This is a genomic window from Paenibacillus timonensis, assembly GCF_022427145.1.
Lineage (GTDB): Bacteria > Bacillota > Bacilli > Paenibacillales > Paenibacillaceae > Fontibacillus > Fontibacillus timonensis.
Genome location: NZ_JAKSXN010000014.1, coordinates 26,266 through 46,922, shown reverse-complemented (window position 1 = coordinate 46,922; position 20,657 = coordinate 26,266). Strand labels below are relative to the sequence as shown.

Here is a 20,657-nt window from a genome sequence, read left to right as displayed (position 1 = left end):
ACTCATCTTTCTTGCCATTGGCCTTCAGCCTTGAAGATGCCATCTAAAGCGAAAGCCCCAACCACTGCTCCAACCCTTCTTGGACAAACCGATCATCGTTAAGATCAGGATATGCGCGATAAACGCGATCAATTTCTGCTATTTGACCGGCCGACAGCTCTTCCTCGGGATCAAGGCACCAACGTCCGGCCAGCAAGCCTTGGCGGCGCAGCACTTCATGGATGCCGGGAAGACAACCTTGAAACCCATTGGCCGCATCAAAAAAAGCCGCATTCGCATCGGTGATCCGCGCGCCGCGCGTTAGCAGCTCCGCAGGGATGGGGGCGCCGCTTTCGCGAAAGGCGATGATCTCTTCGAGCAGCTCCACCGCTTTGGACGTCCATACCGCCCAGTGGCCCAGCAGACCGCCGACGATGCGCTTCTCCACCGTTTGCCCCGCGGCGGTGCGGAATCTGTACACCGTGAGCAAATCGGCGACGATGTTATCGTCGTTTCCGGTATAAAGTGCGATCTCATCCCGGCGGCTCGACTCGCAAACCGCCCGCACCACGTCCAAGGTTTGATAGCGGTTAAAAGGGGCGATTTTGATCGCCTTGACCCCCGGCAATTCCGCCAACTCGCGCCAAAACGCGTAGCTAAGCAGCTTCCCCCCTACCGCCGGCTGCAAATAAAACCCGCAGACGGGGAGCGCTGCGGAGATCGCTTCTGTGCGGCGGATCAGCTCCGCCTCGCTGAAGTCCGCCAGCCCGCCATTGCTGACCAGCCCCAGGTCATAACCGAGCCCGGCAGCCAGCTCGGCTTCTCGAACCGCTTGCTCGGTAGGGCCGCAGATACCTGCCACTTTGAGGAACGGGCGCCGAAGCCCAGCGGCTTCCACCTCCTCGGCGGCAAGGCGGAGCACCGGTTCGAACAAACCGATCTCAGGGTCGCGGATCTGGAATTGCGTCGAGTGGACGCCTACCGCGATCCCGCCGCTGCCGGCGGCGATATAATACCGCGTTAACGCGCGTTGCCGGCGCTCATCCAATCGGCGCGCCGCGTCCAGCGCCAGCGGGTGCGCAGGGATCACCGTTCCCCGGTGCAGCAGTTGGCGCAGCTCGGGCTTAAACTGAAGAGAACCGCCCATCAGAAATTCCCTCCCCTTTCCTGAAAATGCGTGGGTTTGCCTAACGTCTCTCCACCTGCCTCGACCCACTCCGCCGTCCATTGCATCATCTGTCGAAGCGAAACCCGGGGATACCCCAATAAGGCATGCGATGCGGAAGCATTGCTTAACAACGCCGTAGCCTGTTCCTCTCCGGTGAATACCGGCGGGGTCCCGAAGGCTTCGCCAAACCGCTCGGCCAGCCAACGGATCGATACCGTCTCCGGCCCGGTGACGTTGATCGTCCTCGGCGGCGAATCGCAGTGCAGCAGCGAACGGATCGCCATCTCATTGGCGTCCCCCTGCCAAATGACGTTGACCAGGCCCATGTTCAGGTCGACGGGCTTCCGTTCCTTCACCGCCTTGGCCACCTCCAGCAAGATGCCGTACCGCAGATCAATCGCATAATTCAAGCGGAAGTTGACGAGCGGGGTACCATTCTTGCGGGAAAAATATTCAAACACCCGCTCCCGCCCCAAGCAGGATTGCGCGTATTCGCCGATCGGCGCGGGGGCGGTTTCCTCCGAAGCCCCGCCCTGGGTGGCCGCCGTCAGCGGGTAAATATTGCCGGACGAGAAAGCCACGATCCGCGAGGCTTTAAATTTCTCCGCCACTCGCCCCGGCAAATAAGCATTCATCGCCCAGGTATAATACTCTCGCCCCATCGTCCCGAATTTATGGCCGGCCATGTAAATGACATTCGGCGCCTCCGGCAAACGCGACAACGCCGTTTCATCCAGCAGATCCGCCGAAATGGTGCGGGTGCCCGTGGCCTCCAGCTCCTCCCGCAGCGTGCCTGAGGCGAACCGGGAGACGCCGGTGACCTTTGCGTTTTTCCCTGCGGCAGCCAGGCCCCGGGCAAGGAGTTTCGCCAAGCTCGGGCCCATTTTCCCGCCGACGCCTAGAATCAGAACATCGCCGTCCAATTGGGTAAGGTCCCGGACCAACCGGTCTGAGGGCTCGCTTAATCGCTGCTCCAGCTCAAGACTCGTTTTCATCGACGTCACCTCTTCCATGCAAGGTAGTAGTCCAACGGTCGAAGAACTCGACTGTTTCCCCTTTATCGTAGAAGCGGCAGGAATTCCAGACAACGACCTTATATCGCCCGAAATAACGCAACAGGAGGGTACCGGCTGCGCCGATACCCTCCTACTCATCTTCTAAGCTATAGCTTTTTGGACAAAAATACTTCGAGTGGATCCTTCTCCTGCAACAAACATCCGACATCCATATATCCTAGCTTTCGGTAGAAATGCTGCGCCTCTTCGTTGGATTGCGTCGAGGTCATCACCATTTGAAATCCCATCTCTCTCATTTGTGCTTCCCAATGCAAGACGACCTGCTTGCCGAAGCCTTGACCCCGATAAGGCTCGTCGATCCAGATCAGGTTCATAAACGGCGTGTTGTCCCAAAAATAACCGTACCTCATCCAGCCGATCTCTTGGTCGGATTTCCGAAGGATGTAGATCTCCTTCGCCATCACTTTGGTTGGAATCAGCAGCTTGGCGATATGCTTGTCCCTTTCGGTGATGTAACGGATGTCTGCTTCGGTAGCATATTCAATGTTCACGTTAGCTCCCCCTGTTCGTTCTCCAAGCAAAGATCCCGGATCTGCCTAAGGATTGCAGGAACATCACTCGGATCCTGGATGACAAATCGATATTCCGCTTCCTCTGTGCCTGGTCGATCCTGTTTCAAGCCGCTTTGTCGTTCCAAGATTTCCCGGAAACTAGACGCACTTCGAAAAATCGTTTTGTTCCTCTGCGTCTTTTCAACTCGTTCTTCCAGCAAGCTCAAGGGCAAATCAAAGCAGACCAGAATTCGCTTAAATCCCTGCTCTAGAAAATAACGAAGCACATTCCTTCGCGAGGGTCCATGCAGATTCGAATTACACAAAATGATGTGCAAGTGACTGTGCTCTACCGCATAATCCACTATAGTGTTGGTGATCGAGAACTTTAACGTGTTTGGCCCTTCCGAGGGGCGTAGTTTCATATAATTCTGGTTAATAAACGCAGCATGATTGTCCTGATCAATCACCACCGCTTGCGGCATCGCTGTTTCAAGTTCTCTGGCGAATGTCGTTTTTCCGCTATGCGTCAATCCCACCGTCATGATGACAAAGCGGTTCATAACTGCTCATACTCGCTTCTTAAAATACTCATGATGATGCTATCCCAATATCGCCCCACACGGAAAACCTTCTGTCGGAGTCTCCCTTCCTCTTTGAACCCACATTTTAGATAGCAATGGTAAGCTCTTTCGTTATACTCGTATACTTCGAGATCAATTCGATTTAAATTGAGTTCTTCGAAAGCAAATTTCAGCAACAGTCGAATGGCTTCAGTGCCATACCCTTTGCCCAAACATTCTTTTCTTCCGATAACGACAGCTAAGGATGCAAATCGATTCTTCCAGTCTATTTTATATAGGTCAATTTGGCCTATATACTCCAAGGAGTCCCTTGCCCCAATGACAAAACTTTTATTACTAGACTTCCCTTCAACCATCGCCCGAAAGAAGGCTTCTGTCTCCACCCTGGAATGAGGATATAAGAAGTTATCCGAAAGAGTGCTGGTTATTTCCGGATCATTCACCCATCGTTGAATAAAGTCCAAATCCGAATCACGGTATTCTCTGAGAACAATCTTGTCTCCAATTAGATGGGACATCCCTAGTTCATCCTTTCGAGATTATTCTATCTCCTTAATAAACGCCACGATTCTTCCGGCTTCCCTAAATCCAATCTTTTGGTGAAACGATTGGCTTGCAAGGTTATCCCATCCTGTATCCGATCCCAACTCTTTACATCCCAAAGACTTCGCCCATCCTTCCCCCGCTTCCACCAGTTTCCTGGAGACGCCTTGATTCCGATGGTTCTCGTCGACGTAGATTCCTTCCACGTACCCGACGGGACTTGAACTGGAGCCTTCAACATAATCAAAACGCAGGGACATATGCAAGAATCCGATATAGCTGTCTTCAATGGCAGCAAGATAGACCTGATCTTTCTCGGATGCTAGCAATTCTTCGAATTCGTCCCGAAGCTCCGTCCATTCATGTTCCGGCCAAAGCTTCAACGCTAAGTGAGTTACGGCATCCAGATTCGTTTGATTTGCTTGCTCGATTCTCATTTGAACCCTCCCAATATAGAAACAACCCAGCCTAGATCGCTTAGTTCTTAGGCTGGGTCACTACGCCAAACATTCCCGTCATTCCTTCATGGTCGTTAAGCCCGAACTGACGATAAAACGCTTCCTTCCCGTGGGAGGCAAACAGGCCAACGAAAGCTTTTTCCGGTGCATTTTCCTTTAGGTAATTCATCAAAGCCTCCATAATCCTTCTTCCCACGCCATGGCCTTGATGATCGGGATCTACGGCAACATCCTGAATGTAAAAATAAATCTGCCCGTCCCCCACGATCCGGCCCATCCCGATCGCTTCACCCTTCCGCTCCACAACAACTCCGAATATCGATTGGCTTAAGGATTTGTCGGCGACCTCGAAGTTCATAAACTCTTTCCAACCCACGGCCGTACAAAGCCGGGTGTATTCGTCAAATGTAGGTACTCTATGAATTATGGTGTATTCCGTGCTCAAATCATCTTCTCCTCAATGTAAAATACAATAGCCCTTCCTTTAACTCGCTTTCTTGATGAAATCCCAACTTCTGAAGCAACCTCTGAGACTGGAGGTTATCGACTTCCGTCGTCGCCTCGATATAGTCCAACCCCATAAGTTCAAACCCTATACGGATTAACGGGTTCAAAGCCTCCTGCATCAGCCCCTTGCCCCAATAACCCGGAGCTAAATCAAACCCGATTTCCGCTTTGGTTTCCTGATAGTCTTCGGTAGACCAGCAATGGTAACCGCAGGTCCCGATGAGTTCCTTGGTTTCTTTGCTGAATAATCCGTACCGGCAACCCGAGTCCTGGATATGGAAGGCGATGATCTCTTCGGCCTCCCGCACATCTTTACAAACCTCAATATCCATAAACCTCGTGACCTCCGACACCGAAAAATGCCTGAAAACGGCCTCTGCATCAGCCAAAGTCAATTCTCTCATAAATAGTCTTTCGGTTGTTATGTTCGGATAGTTCATTTCGTACCGCCTTCTTCTAGGGTGTTAAGTCCAATCCTCAAAATGCTCCTCCAGAAATCTAATTTCCTTCTCGTAGTGAGCTAAATGGCCTTCCTTAACTAGCTTGAGAAAAGCCGGATCCCCGGAAGCAGCACGATCGGATAAGGTGGTGCACATGGCTTGAATTCGAGAGATAACCCAATCCTTGAGATCTCCCGGGACATTCATTCCGTAGGATTGAAAGAATCGCTCGATCCTTCTTTTTCTCGAAGCAGCATGACGTTCTTGATCATAAGGGATAACCTCGCGGTCCGCTTCCCCCGGCGCAAAACTTGCGAGGGGAACGGAGGTGTACAAGGTATAGGCGATATCCCACAATCGTGGACCGGGGCCGGCCATGTCAAAATCTATGATTCCTGCCGGCCGGTTGTGCTGAAACACAACGTTATACAACGCCGCATCGTTATGGCAGACCACTTCATGCAAAGCCTGATCGGGGTAGCCATTCATCGATTCCACGGACGAAGTAAATCCTAAGGTGGCCTCATGATAGCTCCTCAGAAGCTTGGCAAGTTCAATTAGCACGTCGTCGGACCACATATAGGCTTCGATTTCCGGATAGCGGTTGCCAGGTACGTCACCTTCCAGGTAGGTAAGAATTTCCCTCCCCTGCTCATCTCGCCCCAAATATCTCGGAGAGTGGGCATACCCTTGGTTTTCAAGATGCTTGAGCAAATCATAAACGTATGGATTGGGTTTGGCATCTCTGCGGACGGTTCCCCCAACTCTCACGACCTGATTGATATTTCCGCCATTCAGGATTTCTTCGTGTTCGGACAAGTTCAATCCTCCATCCTTCTATGTAAAGCTATCGGTTTATTTCCACAGACGTTTGATATCCCTTCGCCCATCGCTAAAGAAACTAAGCTCATACACATCCGGATTTGAAAGCTGTCGCCAAGCCTCGAACCCAAATGAATCATCATAATATTTCAAGACCAGGGACATCAAATTCCCGTGCGTCACCACGGCTACACTCTCCCCTGGCCGTTGAATGAGGTCTTCGATGACAGATGCTCCCCGGATCATCGCCTCGCGTGAGGATTCGCCGCCCGGCAGCTTCAAATCGAGATCATCAAACGACAGCCTTAAGTGATCCATCCAATCTGGCAGGTCGTTCGTCGACAAAATCCGCTCACCGAGTCGATCATCCCTTTGGATGGGTAAACCTACTCGCTCGGCTAGCGGTTGTATCGTTGCGATTGCCCTTTGATAGGGGCTGGCGACAATGCGACCGATAGATCGGTCACCTAACATATCCGCCAATTGCCTTGCTTGAAGATACCCCTCTTCCGTAAGTTCCGCAGCGGGCTCCTGACCGTTTGCCTTACAATGCCTTATGAGGTAAATCCGCTTCATCATCTCACCTACTGCTATTGATAGGGATGGAATTTCTCCCGTTTCATCTCGTATTCGTTTAATTCTACGATAAGAGCGTCTCGAAAATAAACCACGCTAGCCCCGTCCCATTCGTATTCGATCCCTTCAAAACAACATTTGAAGGACCATTCAACAAATGCGGACAATTTCTCGGGGTCATAACCAATATGGTGGATGTTCCAATAGAGCACCTTGTTTCCGCTTTCATTCCACTCCGTAAACCATCGCTCCAGTTGATGTTTCCCTTGGATGACGGCTCCCGTGCATTCTCTAACCACACCATCTTCATGGATCGTGCGTCTAAATTGATCTGCGTTTTGCTCGACCCATGATTCGAAATAGGACGTAATCAACCCAATGGCCTGATCCCGGTTCATGGAAAGCCTCCTCACCTACCATAAATGAAGCTCACAGGCGTGATGTTCCCACCCAATGGGTGGGTTCTTGTTCTCTTGAAGTTACACCTTTAGATTCAAATTCCTCCACCAATAATACCATAACCTTCCACAATTCAAAAGAACATTTGTTCGTATTTTGCCAACTGGTCGTTGAGCAGAGATAAACAAAAACCAAATCCAAACGTTTCTGTTCTTTTCAACCGAATGTCGATGCAATGAGCCCCCGAAGATAAGGGTAACGTCAGTTCATGACTAAAGGATACATACCCCTGGTCATTCCATTCTGATGAAATTGTAAACTTCTTTTCTCCCTCGAAAACAATCTTTCCATCGATGAACAGAGTGATTTCGTCGCTAAAACCATATTTCAGAGTGACGGTTGATTCATTGTTTAATTCAAACTTCCGTGTTAGTCTTGCCTCTGACACAGATGCAGGAAGATAACGATGTAAATTTAATCTTCCGTTCGCTTCACAGGTAACGAGACCATAATCATGAAGGAACCATTTCGTTATGACTCCTTCAGGCATAGATTCGTTTGTGTCGATAAAGTTCATATCAGAAATACGGGATGAATCACTTATACGCAAGTCACGGAAATAAGCGGGCTTATAACTCCATAATCCGATGAGCCCTTTTTCGTGGCCGTGAGCTAATTGAGGTACGACAAGTGGGGGTTGATCGTTTAATCGAATCACGGCACGGCGGTCTTTAAAGTCTACTCTTAAATGAAACCAATCGCCCATTGGAATTTCAACCGTCTGCTGTGCACCAACCCCGTGATATATTTGCCATGTGTTCATTCCACGAAATACAGGATCATATTGCAAGGCGTCCCATCTCCCGCTAGTATGAGGTTGCCCATAAGCTAGTTCATAGTTCAATGGGTCCGAAATTCGAAAAGCAATTCCGCAATAGCTCGCTTCATCCGAACCGACATAGACGTCAATGCTGCCCTCAGAAATAGACAAATGCGGGAGGATGGCCAGTCCATTCAGGCACAGACTTTCTACTCCCCGCCAGTTCTTAACGGAGGCCTCAGCCTGATCCTGTAAAATGAACTCACTCCCTTTTGTTACATCAACTTGGAAATCACTCATCTTAAACATCTCCCATAAGATCGCACTATTATTGGCTCAGATCCGTTGCTTTCCAATCCCCTTAAGAGGAACTCGCCATATTCCACTCCTCTTTGAATAGCCCATAAACCACTTTATCAACGAAACGGTCGATGAACCATTCCGCTTGGCGCAATGTGCCTTCTTGGGCAAATCCGATGCTTTCGGGGATTTTTCGGCTTCTAAGATTTTCGGGTTGAACTCTAATCTCGATCCGATTAAGCCCTATTGCTCCGATTAATCGATGCTCGTCCCATATGCCACACCAACCCCCATTCCCGGACGCGTTTTTATGGATGCATCTTGTAATGAAATTCCTAGCATCTTCAACGGTATGAGTCTTATGGGGGAATTCAAGCCACTTGCCGAAATGATCCCGGTTATGATGTATGAGTTCGAACAACTCTTCGGAGTGACTTAAGTCGAATAAAGCGATCAGTAGCTGTTCATCTATTCTTCTTCGCATTGAATCACCTCCGACCAGCCCTTTGTCTAGCCATAGAGAGAATGAACAATCCCTTGGGTGAATTGGGGATACGCCACACTCAAGATGACCGATGCAATGAAGATGACAAGCAGGATTCTCGGATATTTTCCCCTCATATAACGCACCGTCTGGTACAAGCAAAGTAATAATATAGGAATAGCGATCAAGGATGTGATGTGCCACTGGGTCTGCCCTTCCTTCGTCCAACTTCCAATCCCCAAGAACTCCAGGAAGCTGTCCAATAAGGAATAGCCGTAAGCGTGGTTTGTGGCTAAGATCAATAATAGGAAATATACCGTCAACCATAGCCAGCCTTTGTTCAGCCGTTGATCTTGCTCCATCACCGAGCACCTTCGCTGCTCAACACGACCGAGGTCTCGATTTGTCTGTCAGGAACGTTCCAATAAGTGCGAAGCAATTGATTCTTCTCCGCGGGTGACACCAGGCGAAAGCCATGCTTGACATAGAAGCGGATGGCCCAATCCGCCGATGCCCAAGTTCCGATTAAGATCGGTTTATCGGTTAAATTCATGAGGTGAGTTAGAAGCTTTGAGCCTATTCCGCTCTTCCGCTGCTGGGTTCGAACATAAGCATGTCGAATTAAAGAAACTTCCCCTTTATCCTGGATCCCCATGACTCCTACTAATTGGGTACCTTCTTCATAGCCCCAAAATACGACGCCATGGTTGATTTCATCGGATAATTCATCTCTCGTCATATACGGTTCATGATACCTGTCCGCAGGGATAACCCCCTTGTAGGCTTGCGCAGCATCATTAACGATCTGATAAATGTCCTCCTTATCCTGATCTGTACATAATCTAAGCATGGAATTCCCTCCTTGGTTTTGCGCATCCCTATCTCGATCCGTAATCAAACCCCCTTCCATAATTATACATCCGATCGTTAGGGGACGAAAGGAACGATTCCGTTATAAAAAAAGAAGACCCCGCCAACGCAGAGGTCTCTGTTGCTCATAAATCGATTATTCCATCGTCAGCATCGCTTTGATCTCCGGGACCGACATCCCCTCGGAGCGCAGTTGCTTGATCCGCGAGATTCGTTCCACCGTCTCTTCCCGCCGGTACCGACGCGTCAGATTCTCCTCGGCTTGCTCGAACGGCAGCATGCCTTCCTCCGTGTAGAACTTCAAGGTGCTGTATCGGGTAGCCGTCAACCTCGCCAGTTCGCCGATCGTGACGAACTCCGAAGCTTGAATGGCTTCCATGGATCGTTGTCTGGACATGGGGCAGGACTCCTTTAGATCGGGCGTTTCGGAAGCAGCCGGACCCCTTGGATCGGTACGCGCACCGTCACGAAATGCGGAACCGCTTCATAAACCAGATTGTCGATTTTGATCATGGGGATCTCCCCGTCCTTCAGCACGGTAAACACATGGCCCTGCGCTTCAAGCCGTTCTTTGACGGCCTCCAGCCGTTGCTTGGAGTTGGAGAACCACGCCTCCGTCTCGATAAATACCGCCTGCGACCGGTCCAGCAACGGAAACAAGAACAGCATGCCGGTGCCGACCGTAGTGCGGACGAAAGATTTTTTCATGCGCAGCGCATGCTTCACCCCGAATTCCCATCCCCGGTAGATTCGTATTGGAAAGATCGTATGGGCCAACGAATCGCTTAGGTCCAGCTCGTTCATTCTTGTCGCCACAAGGTCCAGTTCATTCCGCGAGAAGAGGTCCGGCAAGCAGCCGCTTTCCCGCAGCAGCCACAAGAGGCAGACCGCATCGTCGCTGATCGGCCCCTCCTCCAGGATTTCCGCCCGGAACCCCTCCGTAATCCTCGTATATTCTTGGATCGGGCAGCGGTACTCTTTGATCGTCACGCCCGCCGACTCGTAATACATATCGCACCCGAGCAAATTCGGGATCTCTTCCATCATTCCCAGATCTGAAAGGGACTTCGCCATGGCGAGTTCGAAACGGTCTATTGTCCGTTTGGGCAGCGAGGAGGCCCGCTTTAACCACCACGGCAGCTGAAGTTGACGGCCGCGCGCTTTCGACCCGACCGGCTTCAAGATCGCTTCCCGGTAAGCCAAATCCCCGCTCGATGCATTCCTCCCCGGACCCGGTGCATCCTCGATCTTGCCATTCGCAGCGGTTAACCCTCCATCCAGGTTTACCTCTAGAATGACCGCCGCCGCCATCGCGCGGAGCGAGATTTTCTTCACGGTCGTCATCATGTTGCTTCGCTGCGCATTCAGCGCGATCATCGAGAACCGCTGGGCCAAGGTAAGCTCCTTCAATTCTGCCATCGCCAAACTCCCCTATCGTTCTGGAATCGAGTGACCTCCACCAACTAAACGTCACTCCCGAACTTCCTGCTTCCAACTTCACGCTTACCACTTATTACTTACTACTTACGACTTACTATTTACAACATATTCCTTTCGGAACGTTTTGTCAATTGGGAAATCGCGTATTTTCGAATGGCCTTACTTCCCTTGCTTATTAACCAATACAAGCCCCTGGTTGATCGCCGGTTCCAGAAACGGACTGGCCGCCCCGACGCTGAACAGGTGCAAATGGTGCATCGCCCGGGTACAGGCGGTATAAAACAGTCGCCGCACGCTCTCCTCACCATAGGACTGTGCCGAAGCATCGTAAATGATCACCGCGTCAAACTCGATGCCTTTGGCCAAATAGGCCGGAATGACCACCACGCCTTGCTTGTATTCGATCGAATCGCGGGTGACCAGCTTGAGCTCGGCCATACGTTCCCCACTCAAAGCCGCATAGGCGGCTGCGCTCTCCGCTGCCGACCGGCAAACGATGGCGATCGTGGCCGCCCCGTGCGCTTTCAACTCGGCGACGCTGCGTTCAACGCGGCGGTGCAGCTCCGCCAGATCGGTCACCTGCGTCAGTGTCGGCAGGTCTCCTTTCCGCTCGAACGGTTCGATATTTTCACCGCCTTGGATCAAGCTCCGCGTAAACTCGACGATCGGACGGGTCGACCGATAGCTGCGGCGCAGGTGGATCGTTTCGGTAGCCTCCGGCCCGTATAGGCGAGTCAGCCCTTGAAAATCCGCCGTACCGGCGGCATGGGCGAAGATCGCCTGGTGGAAGTCGCCGAGCACCGTCAACTTCGCGCCGGGAAACAGCCTTTTGATAAACTCGAACTGGAGCGGGGAGTAATCCTGCGCCTCATCGATCAAAACATGGCGGATGGATACGTTCGCCTGGAACCCCAGAATCAGCTCATGCAGCAGCAGAAAGGGAGTCGCATCCTCATAATACAACTTCCCCTCCTCAAGGTTCTGCACCGTGATGCGGCAAACGTCCGCCCAGACTTCCCGCACCCCCGGCGCCTCTGCTTCCAACCATGAGCCGGTACGAATGAGCGGCGCTTCAAAGAGCTGCTTATACACCCCGGCCAGATCGATGAACCGCAGCTCACGGATCTGTTCCCGCACCGGCTTCAGCTTCTTGCGGACGACCAGGCGTGCAAGCTCCCGCGCCAAGCGTTCGCCTTCGATCTCCTCGTCCGAATCCTCGGTCAGGCCGTATTTATTTCGAATGCGCTCATAGGCCCGTTCGTATTGCTCGTTGCTGAGGAGTTCAATCGCTTCTTGCACCCATGGCTTGCGGCGCTCCTGCTTCTCGATCTCGCCGATCCGTTCATTCAACCATGTCGTTAATCGCTCGATCCTCCCGGACAAACGCAGGGTTTCGTCTCCGCCGTAAAACTGCTCTGCCATCTCTTCCGCCGTGACCAACGACTCCCCGCGGAACTGCAAAGGTTGGAACCGCATGCCGCCTTGCTCCAGAGACGACCGATAAGCCTGGATCCCCTCGAAAAAAGACGCCGACGCCTTTAACCGAATCGCGTCCATCCGCGCTTGGTAATCCGGGTCTTCCATCGCCGTCAGCACATATTCCAGCTGCGCGTAAGCATCCTCGACCTCGAACAACCCGCTAAGCCGGTGATCGAGGTATTCCTGGAACGTGACCTGTTGCATATTTTCCTCGCCAAGCTCGGGAAGCACGCCGGATACGTAAGTCTGAAACATCGCATTCGGCGAAAATAAAACGATCTGGTCTGCCGTCATTCGTTCGCGGTATTTGTACAGCAAATAAGCGATCCGCTGCAAAGCGGCCGAGGTTTTTCCGCTGCCGGCGGCGCCTTGGACGATAAGCAGCCGGGCGCGGTCATGCCGGATGATCCGGTTCTGCTCCTGCTGGATCGTCGCCACGATGCTGCGCATTTGCGAATTGGCGGTTTGGCCGAGCACCTGCTGCAGCACCTCGTCCCCGATCGTCAGCGAGGTGTCGAACATCGATTCGATCCGCCCGCGGCGAATGAGATACTGCCATTTCCGCTCCAGTTCTCCGCGAATTGTCCCTCCGGGGGTGGCGTACTCGGCCGGTCCCGGCGCGTAATCGTAATACACGCTGGAGATCGGGGCCCGCCAATCGTAAATCAGAAACTTCTCCCCGCTTGGATCCACCAAAGAGGAGACGCCGATATAGACCCGCTCCGTCTCCGGTTCCCCTTCCTCGGCGAAATCGATCCGTCCGAAGTAGGGATTTTCTTGCATCCGCAGCAGCGCCGCCCGGCGTTTGGAGGCTTGGCGATGGCTGCTTTGGCTTAACGACAAGACCTCGGCCTGCTGGCGCAGGCTGATGACCGTTTCCAAAAAGTCGTCGAAGTTATCCAAATTCACCGTGACGTCCTCCCAGAAATGCTTGCGGAACTCGACGACCTCGTTCCTGCGGCGCGAGGTGTCCTCCTCCAGTTCGCCGATGCTGTCCGCAAGGACCTCCATGACACGGTCCAACCGTTCCTGTTCCCGCTCCAGCTCTTGATTCATATTCAGCACTCCTTTTTGCAAATTTGGGGGTTGACTCGAGTTGATTTTTTCTGTACAATAAAATTAGGAGAGGTATACCTTATTGATCATAACTTGGCGCATGCTATTCAAATATAGCATGCTTTTTGGCGTTTATCAATAAGAGATACCAAAAGCCGCGCCTTCCCTTTACAGGGAAGAAACGCGGCTTTTTAAGTATAAGGTTTGGTATTCTATTCCCCCTGCCATCCCACCGGATTAGGGCAGCGTTTTAATTTTCTCTCCGATCGGCGTTCTTGGTTTCGCCGCCGTCACCTCGGCCGGGTAACCGATGCCGAATACTCCTATCACCTCGTACCCCTCCGCCACGCCAAGAAGCTCGCGGTTGTGGGGCAATCCGCCAATGGAAGACCAGAACGTACCGACGCCCGCTTCATGAGCGGCCAACAAGAAATTTTGCGCAAAGCATGCGGCGGCCATCACGTTCTCATCCCGCTCAATGCCGGTTGCTCCGGGTTTGGATAACAGCGCGAGAACGACGGGGGCGCCCCAGAAATCGCTCTTGTGCTTCAGCTTCGCCCGCGTTTCCGGACCGATGCGGAGCAGCTCCCACGGTTCATTGCAGCGATGGTTCGGTGCGAAGCTTGCCGCTTCAAGCCAGCCCATCATCGCCTCTTCGTCGATCGGATCCGGTTTGAACGCCTTGATGTTTCTCCGGCTTTTGATCAAATCAATCGCGCTCATGCTCATCCGTAACTACCTCCCTTAACTCGAACAAATGGATAAATTCTTGAATGATTTCGTCGACCGCTTTCAATTCGCCGCTGATCACCGGCTTGATCGCGTCGTATTCCGGTTGATTCAACTGCTGTGCAAGCGCCCTGCGTTTGACCTCTAGCCGATCCAAAAAAGCGATCGCCCGTCCGCGCCGAAACGTTTGAGCGCTTTGGATCCGCGGCTCTGCGCCCTCCATGACCGAGCGCTGGCCTCCCCGGCCATGGACCCGCCGGTCCCTGGATGCGTGAAATTCCGGACCTTGATGCCCCCGATCGGACTCATGTCTGCCATCCCGCATTCCTCGATCCCTCCCGCGTATACAGATGTATACGATTCGTTACTTGTATACAAATGTATACAAGGAACGATCCATTGTCAAGTTTATCCATCCCGGCACAAATAAAAAAGACAGCCCCTCCCGTGAGAGGTCTGTCTGTCCGAATTCCCGATTCCCATCGTTAGTACAACCGTTCCTCACCGGTAACCGGGTTTTGAAACGCCGAACGGATATCGCTTTCCGTCAATTCTTCAGCAAACTCCGTGTCCTGGGCCGGTTTAGAATGGGACGGCCGCTTGGCTTTAAGGTTTGTTCTCTGAGTATCCGCCGGTTGTTTCGTTTCCTTCTCCATCGCCTAGAGCACTCTCCTTTACTTGCGTAGATATTGCATGCCTAAGCGTTAGGGTGCAGCCCGGTTCCGCTTTTTATGCAGAGATGCTGGCGTTTTGCTTAATAAGCCGTCCAGCCGGCGTCCGCGGTAACCGTCGTGCCGTTCACGAAGCTGGATTCATCGGAGGCCAAGAACAAAGCGACTTTCGCGATATCCTCGGGTTTCCCAAGACCCGGGTTAATGACCATCCCCACTTGGGCCCGCTCCATCCCGAATGGATTGACCGCCGTGAGTGTAGAGGCAATGTTCGTTTCCACCGCGCCCGGCGCGATGGCATTGCAGCGAATCCCGAGGGTGGCATATTGGAATCCAACGTTTTTCGTCAATCCGATGACGGCATGCTTGGAAGCGGTATAAGCCGCCCCGGCACGGGAACCAAACAACCCGCCGGCCGAAGCAATGTTCACAATGACCCCGGCTTTCTTCTCTGTAAAGATCGGCAGCACCTTGCGAATCGTCCGCATTGGCCCAGTCGTATTCACAGCGAATACTTTATCCCACAACGCATCGGTGAGATCGGCGGCCGGAACGAAGTTATCCATGATGCCTGCATTATTGACCAGGATGTCCACCGTACCGAAGCGGCTTACCGTACCGTCGATCAACTTCTGTACGTCTTCCTCCACTGCGACGTTGGCGGCTGCCCCCATCGCTTCTCCGCCTTTGGCTTCAATTCCTTCGACAACTTTCTGGGCTTGCTCCAAGTTCAAGTCGGAGACGACCACCTTGGCCCCCTCTGCCGCAAACAGCTCGGCAATCGCTTTCCCCATCCCTGAGGCTGCCCCGGTAACCACCGCAACTTTTCCGTTTAGCTTCATCGTTCTACCTCCATTTTTATGGTAAACTGTACATGTGTTGATTAATGATCATTTATAATTCAAGTATAAAAATCACAGTAAATGCCCGCAATCAGCAAATTTATATGTATTGTTCAGTAACGGACAACATCGGACTGTTTTGTACACGAATCCGAAGAAAGAAGATGAAACGATGACCCGGACAACATCCAAACCGGACCCGAGAATCCTGCGCAGCAAAGCCGCGCTGCGCGCCGCCCTGCTGCAGTTAATGGCGCAGAAACCGTTCCATGACGTTACGATCACGGATATCGTCAAGCAAGCCGGTTATAACCGAGGAACGTTCTATGCCAATTACGGCACGAAAGAAGAACTCCTCAACGATATGATCGAGGCTAAAATCCAGGATCTGCTTCACGCCTTCCGGGCACCGTACGAAAAGGTCGTCGCGTTTTATCCGCATGAACTCCACGCGCATTCGGTCATGATCTTCGATCATGTTGCCCGGAATGCCGATTTCTATACCGTCCTGACTCGCAGCGAGGTTCTTCCCGCTCTCCGCGAGAAGATTCTGGTATCGCTCAAGCAGATTATCATGGAGGACTTGCATTGCGAAAGCTGCGAGACGGAAGTCATCGACACGGAGTTGATGGTGATCTATTCGCTTCATGCGCTGCTGGGGCTGATTTTTCATTGGATCGAAAGCGGGTTGATTCACTCCCCGTCGTACATGCAGGAGCAACTGGTGCGAATTCTGCACCGCCAATCCGACGTAAAACTGGAGGTCAGGAGCAAACATTAACCTTCCATTCGAAAAGCATTCGTCAACACAAGAACCTGCCGGTGATCCCGGCAGGTTCTTGTTCCTATCGCGGTCTATGACTAAGCCGCGTTCCACTTATGAACTTTGTTTGGCCGCTTTCAGCTTGGCCAGCTCGGCCTGAACTTCGTCCTGCTCCGACCAATCGGCCAGGCGAAGTCCGGCTTGATCCACCGCTTGATAAGAGGTGACCTCGGCCTCCAGCCGCATCACCTTTTGCTCCATCCGATCGAACCCGCGGACGATCTTCCCAGTGTCACCGGCCGTTACGGCCGCCGAGGTGGCCCGCAGCGCGGTCATGGCATTTCTGCGCGCCAAGAGGAATGTGAGCTTGTTGCCGAGCTCTTGATGCAGCTCTACCAATCGGCCAATCTCGCCTTTCAGGGCTGCGGTTTGCTTCCGGATGACCTCGCGCTGTTCCAGGTACGTTTGCCGGAGCTTGTCGTGATGCAACTTCTCCTGGATCGCCAGCTTCGCAATCTCGTCCTGCTCCCGATCGACCGCCAATCCGGCCTGGCGGGTGCGTTTCTCGATGAGTTGTCCGGTTTGCGCAATCAGCAAATCATAATGCTGCTCGGCGGCAAGCTGATTTCTCAAAGCCTGGCGGGCATGATCGATTTGGTCCTCCAACTGCCGGATATAATATTTAGCCATGCTGACCGGGTCTTCCATCCGATCCAGCAAATGGTGCGTATCGGCCGCCGCCATGTCTTTCATTCTTCCAAAAATCCCCATCTTATTTTTCCTCCTTATATTGATTGCGTTCCCATTCATCCAGGAATCGGCCCCGGTTCAAACCGGCCTCGATCGGATACGGGCTAACGATAGAATGTTGCGGAATGGCATACGGTCGCTGATGATGGCTAGTCCATTTTCTGTACAAGAAGTAGGCCAAGGCGACAAGGATCAGGCCCCACAACGGGGGAAGTAAACTCATGACGCCGAAAACGGCGAACGCGGCACCCGCCCATTTCAGGATTCCGCTTGCTTTGGCAAACAACGCGGCGCCGCCGATCAATGCAGCCAGCTGCAGCAGGATCGGCCATAACGGCTTGGCGCTTGCCGCCTCCGTCCGGCTGTCCGGTTGCATCATCATCGGCATCCCCCGTTGCTCGTAACGGTAGGCATCATGCCATCCCTGATGCTGGCCCATATGGGCACTGGCCGTCGTCACGCCGACCATTTGCGAGATTACGATCGCTGTGAAGAGGACAACGACCATAACGGCTAACCCGGCCGCGATGGAAGATCGTTTCACGACACTCACCTCCTTTCCCGGATTTCTCCGTCTTGATGGGATTAGCTTAACGCGCGAACCTTTAATGAAACTTAACTAAGGGCTTGGACGATCGATTTGCATAAAAAAAAGCGAAACCACCACGTGGTTCCGCTTCAATCCCATCTGATTACCGCTGCTCGTTTTCGATGACGGCCGCCAGCAGCGCGAGCGTCAGCCCCTGCCCCCAGCCTTGCGCCCATTTTCGATCGATGTGAAGATATCCTTCGATTTCCTTCATCACGGCAGTCCCGCCCGATACGTTCAGGACCCGTCCCTGCTCGGTGATGTTGCTCAGCACGCCGTCCAGCGCCTTCTGCACGTATTTGGTGTGCAGCGGATTGCCCTGCGTGATCATCGCCGCCGCGATCCCCGCCGTTGCGGACACTTCGCCGTAAGCGTTCGGGTAATCGAGCACGGTGCCCCACAATCCATCCTCGTGCTGCAGCTTCTTCAGCGCAGCCAACTGATCGCGCAAAGAGCTCCAAAGATGCATCATCGGCGGATACAAATAGGCCTCCGGCAATCCTTTAGCCGCACGGGACATGGTGTACGCGGCCCAGGCGTTGGCACGGCCCCAATAGATGCCGGACATATGATCCTGGTTGAGGTGATTGTACCCGTGATACCACAGTCCGGTATTCTCGTTTTGCAAATAATTGATATGCCAGTAGAACTGGTGGAGCGCATCGTCGATCCACGGCTTCTCGCCCAGCATCACCCCGGTTCGGAGCATGAAATACGCCGCCATGAACAACGTATCCGCCCAGCATTGCTCGGGAAAATCATTGCCCGCCGACACCGTGTGCTGGAGCACCCGGTCCCCGAATCGCGGAGCCTGGTTTTGCAGATAATCGATTTTGCTCAGGATCAGGTCGAGATATTTCTGCTCCTTCGTTTGTTCATACAACGTGAGCAGCATATGCCCCATCGCGCAAGCGTTCACCGTCCAGACCGGAAGACACGCCTCGATGTACTCGTCGCACCATTGAACCATCCGCTCTACATAAGCCGCCTCCTCGGTCGCTTCAAACGCCCGGCTGATCCCGTAATAAGCCACGCCGCACGGCCAATCCCAGGTCAAATCCATCCCGAAGGTGTACTCCGCGACCCGTTCGATGATCGGCTTCAGCTCGGAAGGGGCCGTTCTCAACTTCAACATCTCCATCCTCCTCGCCTTGGGTCCTATTTGTAGTTCCCGGCATCGATCGCCGCTTGCTTCTCGTCGAGAATCTCCTGATAACCCGCCTCCAGGTACGTTTTCTTGGCCGCCTCGTACGTGGCGTCGAATTCGCTCTCCGGCGCGATCGCAATCTTGACGTACAGCTCCTGGAACAGCGAATTCAGGTCGGCTTTGTATTCATTAACCTTCTCGAGCACGACGCTGTACAAGGCATCCGGCGTACGGAATTCCGCATACTTGTCGTAGAACGCCAAGGAATCCTGGGCCAATTTTTCGTGTCCCGGCGGCGACATGCTGCGCAGATAAGCCTCCCGCATCTTCTTCGGATCATCGTATTTCACGGTTTCGACAACGAGGCACCAGTAGTCCTTGTTGTTGTTTTGGGAAAGCACCGAATCGCCTTTAAAATCCGGTTTTTTCACGGCGATGCCGTCGGCATCCAGCGTATAGTTTTCGCCTTCGACGCCGTTTTGCAGGAAGAACAGGTTTTCCGGCTGGCTCATCCATTCCAGATACATCCACACGGCGGCGCGTTCCATCTCGGTGGACTCATAGTTAATCCCCATGATCATCCCGAACGGCCAGTAGGCGCGTCCCTGAGGCTTCCGTCCTTCCGGCACGCCGGCCTGGGCGTCCAGCACCGCGAATTCCGCATCCGAATTGTTCTTCAAGGTGGAGGTGATCACGTCGGTATTGCTGGAGAGATAGAAGCTGAAGGTGCCGGTTTTGCCCGCCACGAATTCGGCCTTGGCCTTGTTCTCGTCATCCCGCAGGTAAAACTCCTTATCGATCAAGCCGTTGTTGTACTGGTAGTTCAAGTTGCGCAGGTAACGTTCGGTGTCGGCGGTCGTCAGATCAGCCACGCCCAAGTCGGAATACAGCGCGCGGTATTTCTCGTCGATCGGCCAGTCGCGGAACGCGTAATTGAACGTGTAGTTGTTCTTCTTCAGCGTTTCGCCGCCGGTGCCCAGCCCCGCCTCCTTCCACTTGGCCAGCAGCTCGTTATATTTCTCCAGGGAGGTCAAATCCTCCATTTTCATGCCGACCTTCTCGACCCAATCCTTGCGAATCAGCGTCGTAAAGCTGTCCAGGCTTGGACGTTCGCCGAAGAAAAACACGTTTTTCTTGTCGACTGTTCCATACTGCTTAATGGTCTCACCCATCGTTTTCCAGTACGTTGGCGCGTAGTGGGCGATTTCGTCCAAATCCAGCTCCTGCATCACGCCCTCCCCGTAGTAGGCCAAAGCCTGGGGCATATCATAATGGAAAATAATATCCGGCGCTTTATGCGAAGCCAGCAATTGCTCGTAATCCGTCACCTCGTTGCTGCGGGTGATCGGAATAAATTTCACGGTGACGTTATATTTATCGCCGAATTCCTGCTGAATCCAGCGCGTATAGTAGTTGTCGGTGACATTCCAGCCCTCGAAAGCCCTTTCATAAACCGGAAGCTCCAGCGTGACCTTCTCGGGAAATCCGGCCGAGTAATCGGCATATTTGCCGTCTGCAGTTTTATTGGCCGAAGGCGTCGGCTCCTCCGAGCCGTTGTTCGGATTGGCGTTCTTGCCGCTGCCGCCCATACAACCCGACAATAAACCTACGATGATCACAGAAACCAGGATCCAGGTGAACTTTTTGCCCATTTCTCGATTCCCCCTAATCGTT

26 protein-coding genes are annotated in these 20,657 nt (G+C 52.9%); 1 reads left to right on the top strand and 25 read right to left on the bottom strand.

Annotated features, from left to right (window positions below):
- Positions 1–43: 43 nt before the first annotated feature.
- The 21 genes from MJ257_RS07460 to MJ257_RS07360 form a co-directional block, all read right to left on the bottom strand.
- Positions 44–1,126, bottom strand: coding sequence for a dihydrodipicolinate synthase family protein (locus MJ257_RS07460; RefSeq protein WP_240268635.1), 1,083 nt, complete (start codon positions 1,124–1,126; stop codon positions 44–46).
- The gene (locus MJ257_RS07455; RefSeq protein ID WP_240268675.1) at positions 1,126–2,142 is read right to left on the bottom strand and encodes an NAD-dependent epimerase/dehydratase family protein; all 1,017 of its coding nucleotides are present in this window, start codon (positions 2,140–2,142) and stop codon (positions 1,126–1,128) included. The genes MJ257_RS07460 and MJ257_RS07455 overlap by 1 nt, the downstream gene beginning before the upstream one ends.
- Before the next feature lie 167 nt (positions 2,143–2,309).
- Positions 2,310–2,714, bottom strand: coding sequence for a GNAT family N-acetyltransferase (locus MJ257_RS07450; protein ID WP_240268634.1), 405 nt, complete (start codon positions 2,712–2,714; stop codon positions 2,310–2,312).
- A complete protein-coding gene (locus tag MJ257_RS07445; protein WP_240268633.1) occupies positions 2,711–3,277 on the bottom strand; it encodes an ATP-binding protein in 567 nt (188 codons plus the stop codon). The genes MJ257_RS07450 and MJ257_RS07445 overlap by 4 nt, the downstream gene beginning before the upstream one ends.
- Positions 3,274–3,816, bottom strand: coding sequence for a GNAT family N-acetyltransferase (locus tag MJ257_RS07440; RefSeq protein WP_240268632.1), 543 nt, complete (start codon positions 3,814–3,816; stop codon positions 3,274–3,276). The genes MJ257_RS07445 and MJ257_RS07440 overlap by 4 nt, the downstream gene beginning before the upstream one ends.
- Positions 3,817–3,837: 21 nt before the next feature.
- On the bottom strand, positions 3,838–4,278 hold the full coding sequence (aac(6'), locus tag MJ257_RS07435) for an aminoglycoside 6'-N-acetyltransferase (protein ID WP_240268631.1): 441 nt from the start codon (positions 4,276–4,278) through the stop codon (positions 3,838–3,840).
- Positions 4,279–4,318: 40 nt separating this feature from the next.
- Positions 4,319–4,744, bottom strand: coding sequence for a GNAT family N-acetyltransferase (locus MJ257_RS07430; protein ID WP_275693728.1), 426 nt, complete (start codon positions 4,742–4,744; stop codon positions 4,319–4,321).
- Between the two features lies 1 nt (position 4,745).
- A complete protein-coding gene (locus MJ257_RS07425; protein ID WP_240268629.1) occupies positions 4,746–5,246 on the bottom strand; it encodes a GNAT family N-acetyltransferase in 501 nt (166 codons plus the stop codon).
- Between the two features lie 24 nt (positions 5,247–5,270).
- On the bottom strand, positions 5,271–6,065 hold the full coding sequence (locus tag MJ257_RS07420; protein WP_240268628.1) for a phosphotransferase: 795 nt from the start codon (positions 6,063–6,065) through the stop codon (positions 5,271–5,273).
- Positions 6,066–6,101: 36 nt separating this feature from the next.
- Positions 6,102–6,644, bottom strand: a complete 543-nt coding sequence (locus MJ257_RS07415; RefSeq protein ID WP_240268674.1) for a histidine phosphatase family protein — start codon at positions 6,642–6,644, stop codon at positions 6,102–6,104.
- Between the two features lie 14 nt (positions 6,645–6,658).
- The gene (locus MJ257_RS07410) at positions 6,659–7,042 is read right to left on the bottom strand and encodes a nuclear transport factor 2 family protein (protein WP_240268627.1); all 384 of its coding nucleotides are present in this window, start codon (positions 7,040–7,042) and stop codon (positions 6,659–6,661) included.
- A 134-nt stretch (positions 7,043–7,176) separates the two neighbouring features.
- Entirely contained in the window at positions 7,177–8,163 is a 987-nt protein-coding gene (locus MJ257_RS07405; RefSeq protein ID WP_240268626.1) for a LamG domain-containing protein, read from the bottom strand.
- A gap of 61 nt (positions 8,164–8,224) precedes the next feature.
- Positions 8,225–8,851, bottom strand: a complete 627-nt coding sequence (locus tag MJ257_RS07400; RefSeq protein ID WP_240268625.1) for a GNAT family N-acetyltransferase — start codon at positions 8,849–8,851, stop codon at positions 8,225–8,227.
- Between the two features lie 157 nt (positions 8,852–9,008).
- The gene (locus tag MJ257_RS07395) at positions 9,009–9,497 is read right to left on the bottom strand and encodes a GNAT family N-acetyltransferase (RefSeq protein ID WP_240268624.1); all 489 of its coding nucleotides are present in this window, start codon (positions 9,495–9,497) and stop codon (positions 9,009–9,011) included.
- A gap of 156 nt (positions 9,498–9,653) precedes the next feature.
- The gene (locus MJ257_RS07390) at positions 9,654–9,914 is read right to left on the bottom strand and encodes a helix-turn-helix domain-containing protein (protein WP_240268623.1); all 261 of its coding nucleotides are present in this window, start codon (positions 9,912–9,914) and stop codon (positions 9,654–9,656) included.
- 14 nt (positions 9,915–9,928) lie between these two features.
- Positions 9,929–10,936: a GPP34 family phosphoprotein gene (locus MJ257_RS07385; RefSeq protein WP_240268622.1), complete on the bottom strand. Its 1,008-nt coding sequence runs from the start codon at positions 10,934–10,936 to the stop codon at positions 9,929–9,931.
- Between the two features lie 180 nt (positions 10,937–11,116).
- Positions 11,117–13,492, bottom strand: a complete 2,376-nt coding sequence (gene helD / locus MJ257_RS07380; RefSeq protein ID WP_240268621.1) for an RNA polymerase recycling motor HelD — start codon at positions 13,490–13,492, stop codon at positions 11,117–11,119.
- A gap of 237 nt (positions 13,493–13,729) precedes the next feature.
- Positions 13,730–14,215, bottom strand: coding sequence for a nitroreductase family protein (locus MJ257_RS07375; RefSeq protein ID WP_240268673.1), 486 nt, complete (start codon positions 14,213–14,215; stop codon positions 13,730–13,732).
- A complete protein-coding gene (locus MJ257_RS07370; protein WP_240268620.1) occupies positions 14,202–14,546 on the bottom strand; it encodes a hypothetical protein in 345 nt (114 codons plus the stop codon). Before MJ257_RS07370 ends, MJ257_RS07375 begins: the two co-directional genes overlap by 14 nt.
- A gap of 160 nt (positions 14,547–14,706) precedes the next feature.
- Positions 14,707–14,877 (bottom strand): hypothetical protein, encoded by a 171-nt coding sequence (locus tag MJ257_RS07365; protein WP_240268619.1) that lies wholly within the window; start codon positions 14,875–14,877, stop codon positions 14,707–14,709.
- A 98-nt stretch (positions 14,878–14,975) separates the two neighbouring features.
- On the bottom strand, positions 14,976–15,734 hold the full coding sequence (locus MJ257_RS07360) for an SDR family oxidoreductase (protein WP_240268618.1): 759 nt from the start codon (positions 15,732–15,734) through the stop codon (positions 14,976–14,978).
- Positions 15,735–15,906: 172 nt separating this feature from the next.
- Here MJ257_RS07360 and MJ257_RS07355 point away from each other — a divergent pair, with 172 nt between their 5' ends.
- A complete protein-coding gene (locus MJ257_RS07355; protein WP_240268617.1) occupies positions 15,907–16,515 on the top strand; it encodes a TetR/AcrR family transcriptional regulator in 609 nt (202 codons plus the stop codon).
- Between the two features lie 96 nt (positions 16,516–16,611).
- Here the strand turns inward: MJ257_RS07355 and MJ257_RS07350 are convergent, their stop codons facing one another.
- The 4 genes from MJ257_RS07350 to MJ257_RS07335 all read right to left on the bottom strand — a co-directional run bounded on the left by MJ257_RS07350 (position 16,612) and on the right by MJ257_RS07335 (position 20,635).
- Positions 16,612–17,268, bottom strand: coding sequence for a PspA/IM30 family protein (locus MJ257_RS07350; RefSeq protein WP_240268616.1), 657 nt, complete (start codon positions 17,266–17,268; stop codon positions 16,612–16,614).
- A gap of 1 nt (position 17,269) precedes the next feature.
- Positions 17,270–17,791 (bottom strand): hypothetical protein, encoded by a 522-nt coding sequence (locus tag MJ257_RS07345; protein ID WP_240268615.1) that lies wholly within the window; start codon positions 17,789–17,791, stop codon positions 17,270–17,272.
- Between the two features lie 148 nt (positions 17,792–17,939).
- Positions 17,940–18,971, bottom strand: coding sequence for a glycoside hydrolase family 88/105 protein (locus MJ257_RS07340; protein ID WP_240268614.1), 1,032 nt, complete (start codon positions 18,969–18,971; stop codon positions 17,940–17,942).
- 23 nt (positions 18,972–18,994) lie between these two features.
- Positions 18,995–20,635, bottom strand: a complete 1,641-nt coding sequence (locus MJ257_RS07335) for a type 2 periplasmic-binding domain-containing protein (protein WP_240268613.1) — start codon at positions 20,633–20,635, stop codon at positions 18,995–18,997.
- Positions 20,636–20,657 lie beyond the last annotated feature (22 nt).

Coding starts and splice junctions, on each gene's coding strand:
- MJ257_RS07460 (WP_240268635.1), bottom strand. CDS start 1,126: ATGGGCGGTTCTCTTCAGTTTAAGCCCGAGCTGCGCCAACTGCTGCAC.
- MJ257_RS07455 (WP_240268675.1), bottom strand. CDS start 2,142: ATGAAAACGAGTCTTGAGCTGGAGCAGCGATTAAGCGAGCCCTCAGAC.
- MJ257_RS07445 (WP_240268633.1), bottom strand. CDS start 3,277: ATGAACCGCTTTGTCATCATGACGGTGGGATTGACGCATAGCGGAAAA.
- MJ257_RS07440 (WP_240268632.1), bottom strand. CDS start 3,816: ATGTCCCATCTAATTGGAGACAAGATTGTTCTCAGAGAATACCGTGAT.
- MJ257_RS07425 (WP_240268629.1), bottom strand. CDS start 5,246: ATGAACTATCCGAACATAACAACCGAAAGACTATTTATGAGAGAATTG.
- MJ257_RS07415 (WP_240268674.1), bottom strand. CDS start 6,644: ATGAAGCGGATTTACCTCATAAGGCATTGTAAGGCAAACGGTCAGGAG.
- MJ257_RS07410 (WP_240268627.1), bottom strand. CDS start 7,042: ATGAACCGGGATCAGGCCATTGGGTTGATTACGTCCTATTTCGAATCA.
- MJ257_RS07405 (WP_240268626.1), bottom strand. CDS start 8,163: ATGAGTGATTTCCAAGTTGATGTAACAAAAGGGAGTGAGTTCATTTTA.
- MJ257_RS07395 (WP_240268624.1), bottom strand. CDS start 9,497: ATGCTTAGATTATGTACAGATCAGGATAAGGAGGACATTTATCAGATC.
- MJ257_RS07390 (WP_240268623.1), bottom strand. CDS start 9,914: ATGTCCAGACAACGATCCATGGAAGCCATTCAAGCTTCGGAGTTCGTC.
- MJ257_RS07385 (WP_240268622.1), bottom strand. CDS start 10,936: ATGGCAGAATTGAAGGAGCTTACCTTGGCCCAGCGGTTCTCGATGATC.
- helD (WP_240268621.1), bottom strand. CDS start 13,492: ATGAATCAAGAGCTGGAGCGGGAACAGGAACGGTTGGACCGTGTCATG.
- MJ257_RS07375 (WP_240268673.1), bottom strand. CDS start 14,215: ATGAGCGCGATTGATTTGATCAAAAGCCGGAGAAACATCAAGGCGTTC.
- MJ257_RS07370 (WP_240268620.1), bottom strand. CDS start 14,546: ATGCGGGATGGCAGACATGAGTCCGATCGGGGGCATCAAGGTCCGGAA.
- MJ257_RS07365 (WP_240268619.1), bottom strand. CDS start 14,877: ATGGAGAAGGAAACGAAACAACCGGCGGATACTCAGAGAACAAACCTT.
- MJ257_RS07360 (WP_240268618.1), bottom strand. CDS start 15,734: ATGAAGCTAAACGGAAAAGTTGCGGTGGTTACCGGGGCAGCCTCAGGG.
- MJ257_RS07355 (WP_240268617.1), top strand. CDS start 15,907: ATGACCCGGACAACATCCAAACCGGACCCGAGAATCCTGCGCAGCAAA.
- MJ257_RS07350 (WP_240268616.1), bottom strand. CDS start 17,268: ATGGGGATTTTTGGAAGAATGAAAGACATGGCGGCGGCCGATACGCAC.
- MJ257_RS07340 (WP_240268614.1), bottom strand. CDS start 18,971: ATGTTGAAGTTGAGAACGGCCCCTTCCGAGCTGAAGCCGATCATCGAA.
- MJ257_RS07335 (WP_240268613.1), bottom strand. CDS start 20,635: ATGGGCAAAAAGTTCACCTGGATCCTGGTTTCTGTGATCATCGTAGGT.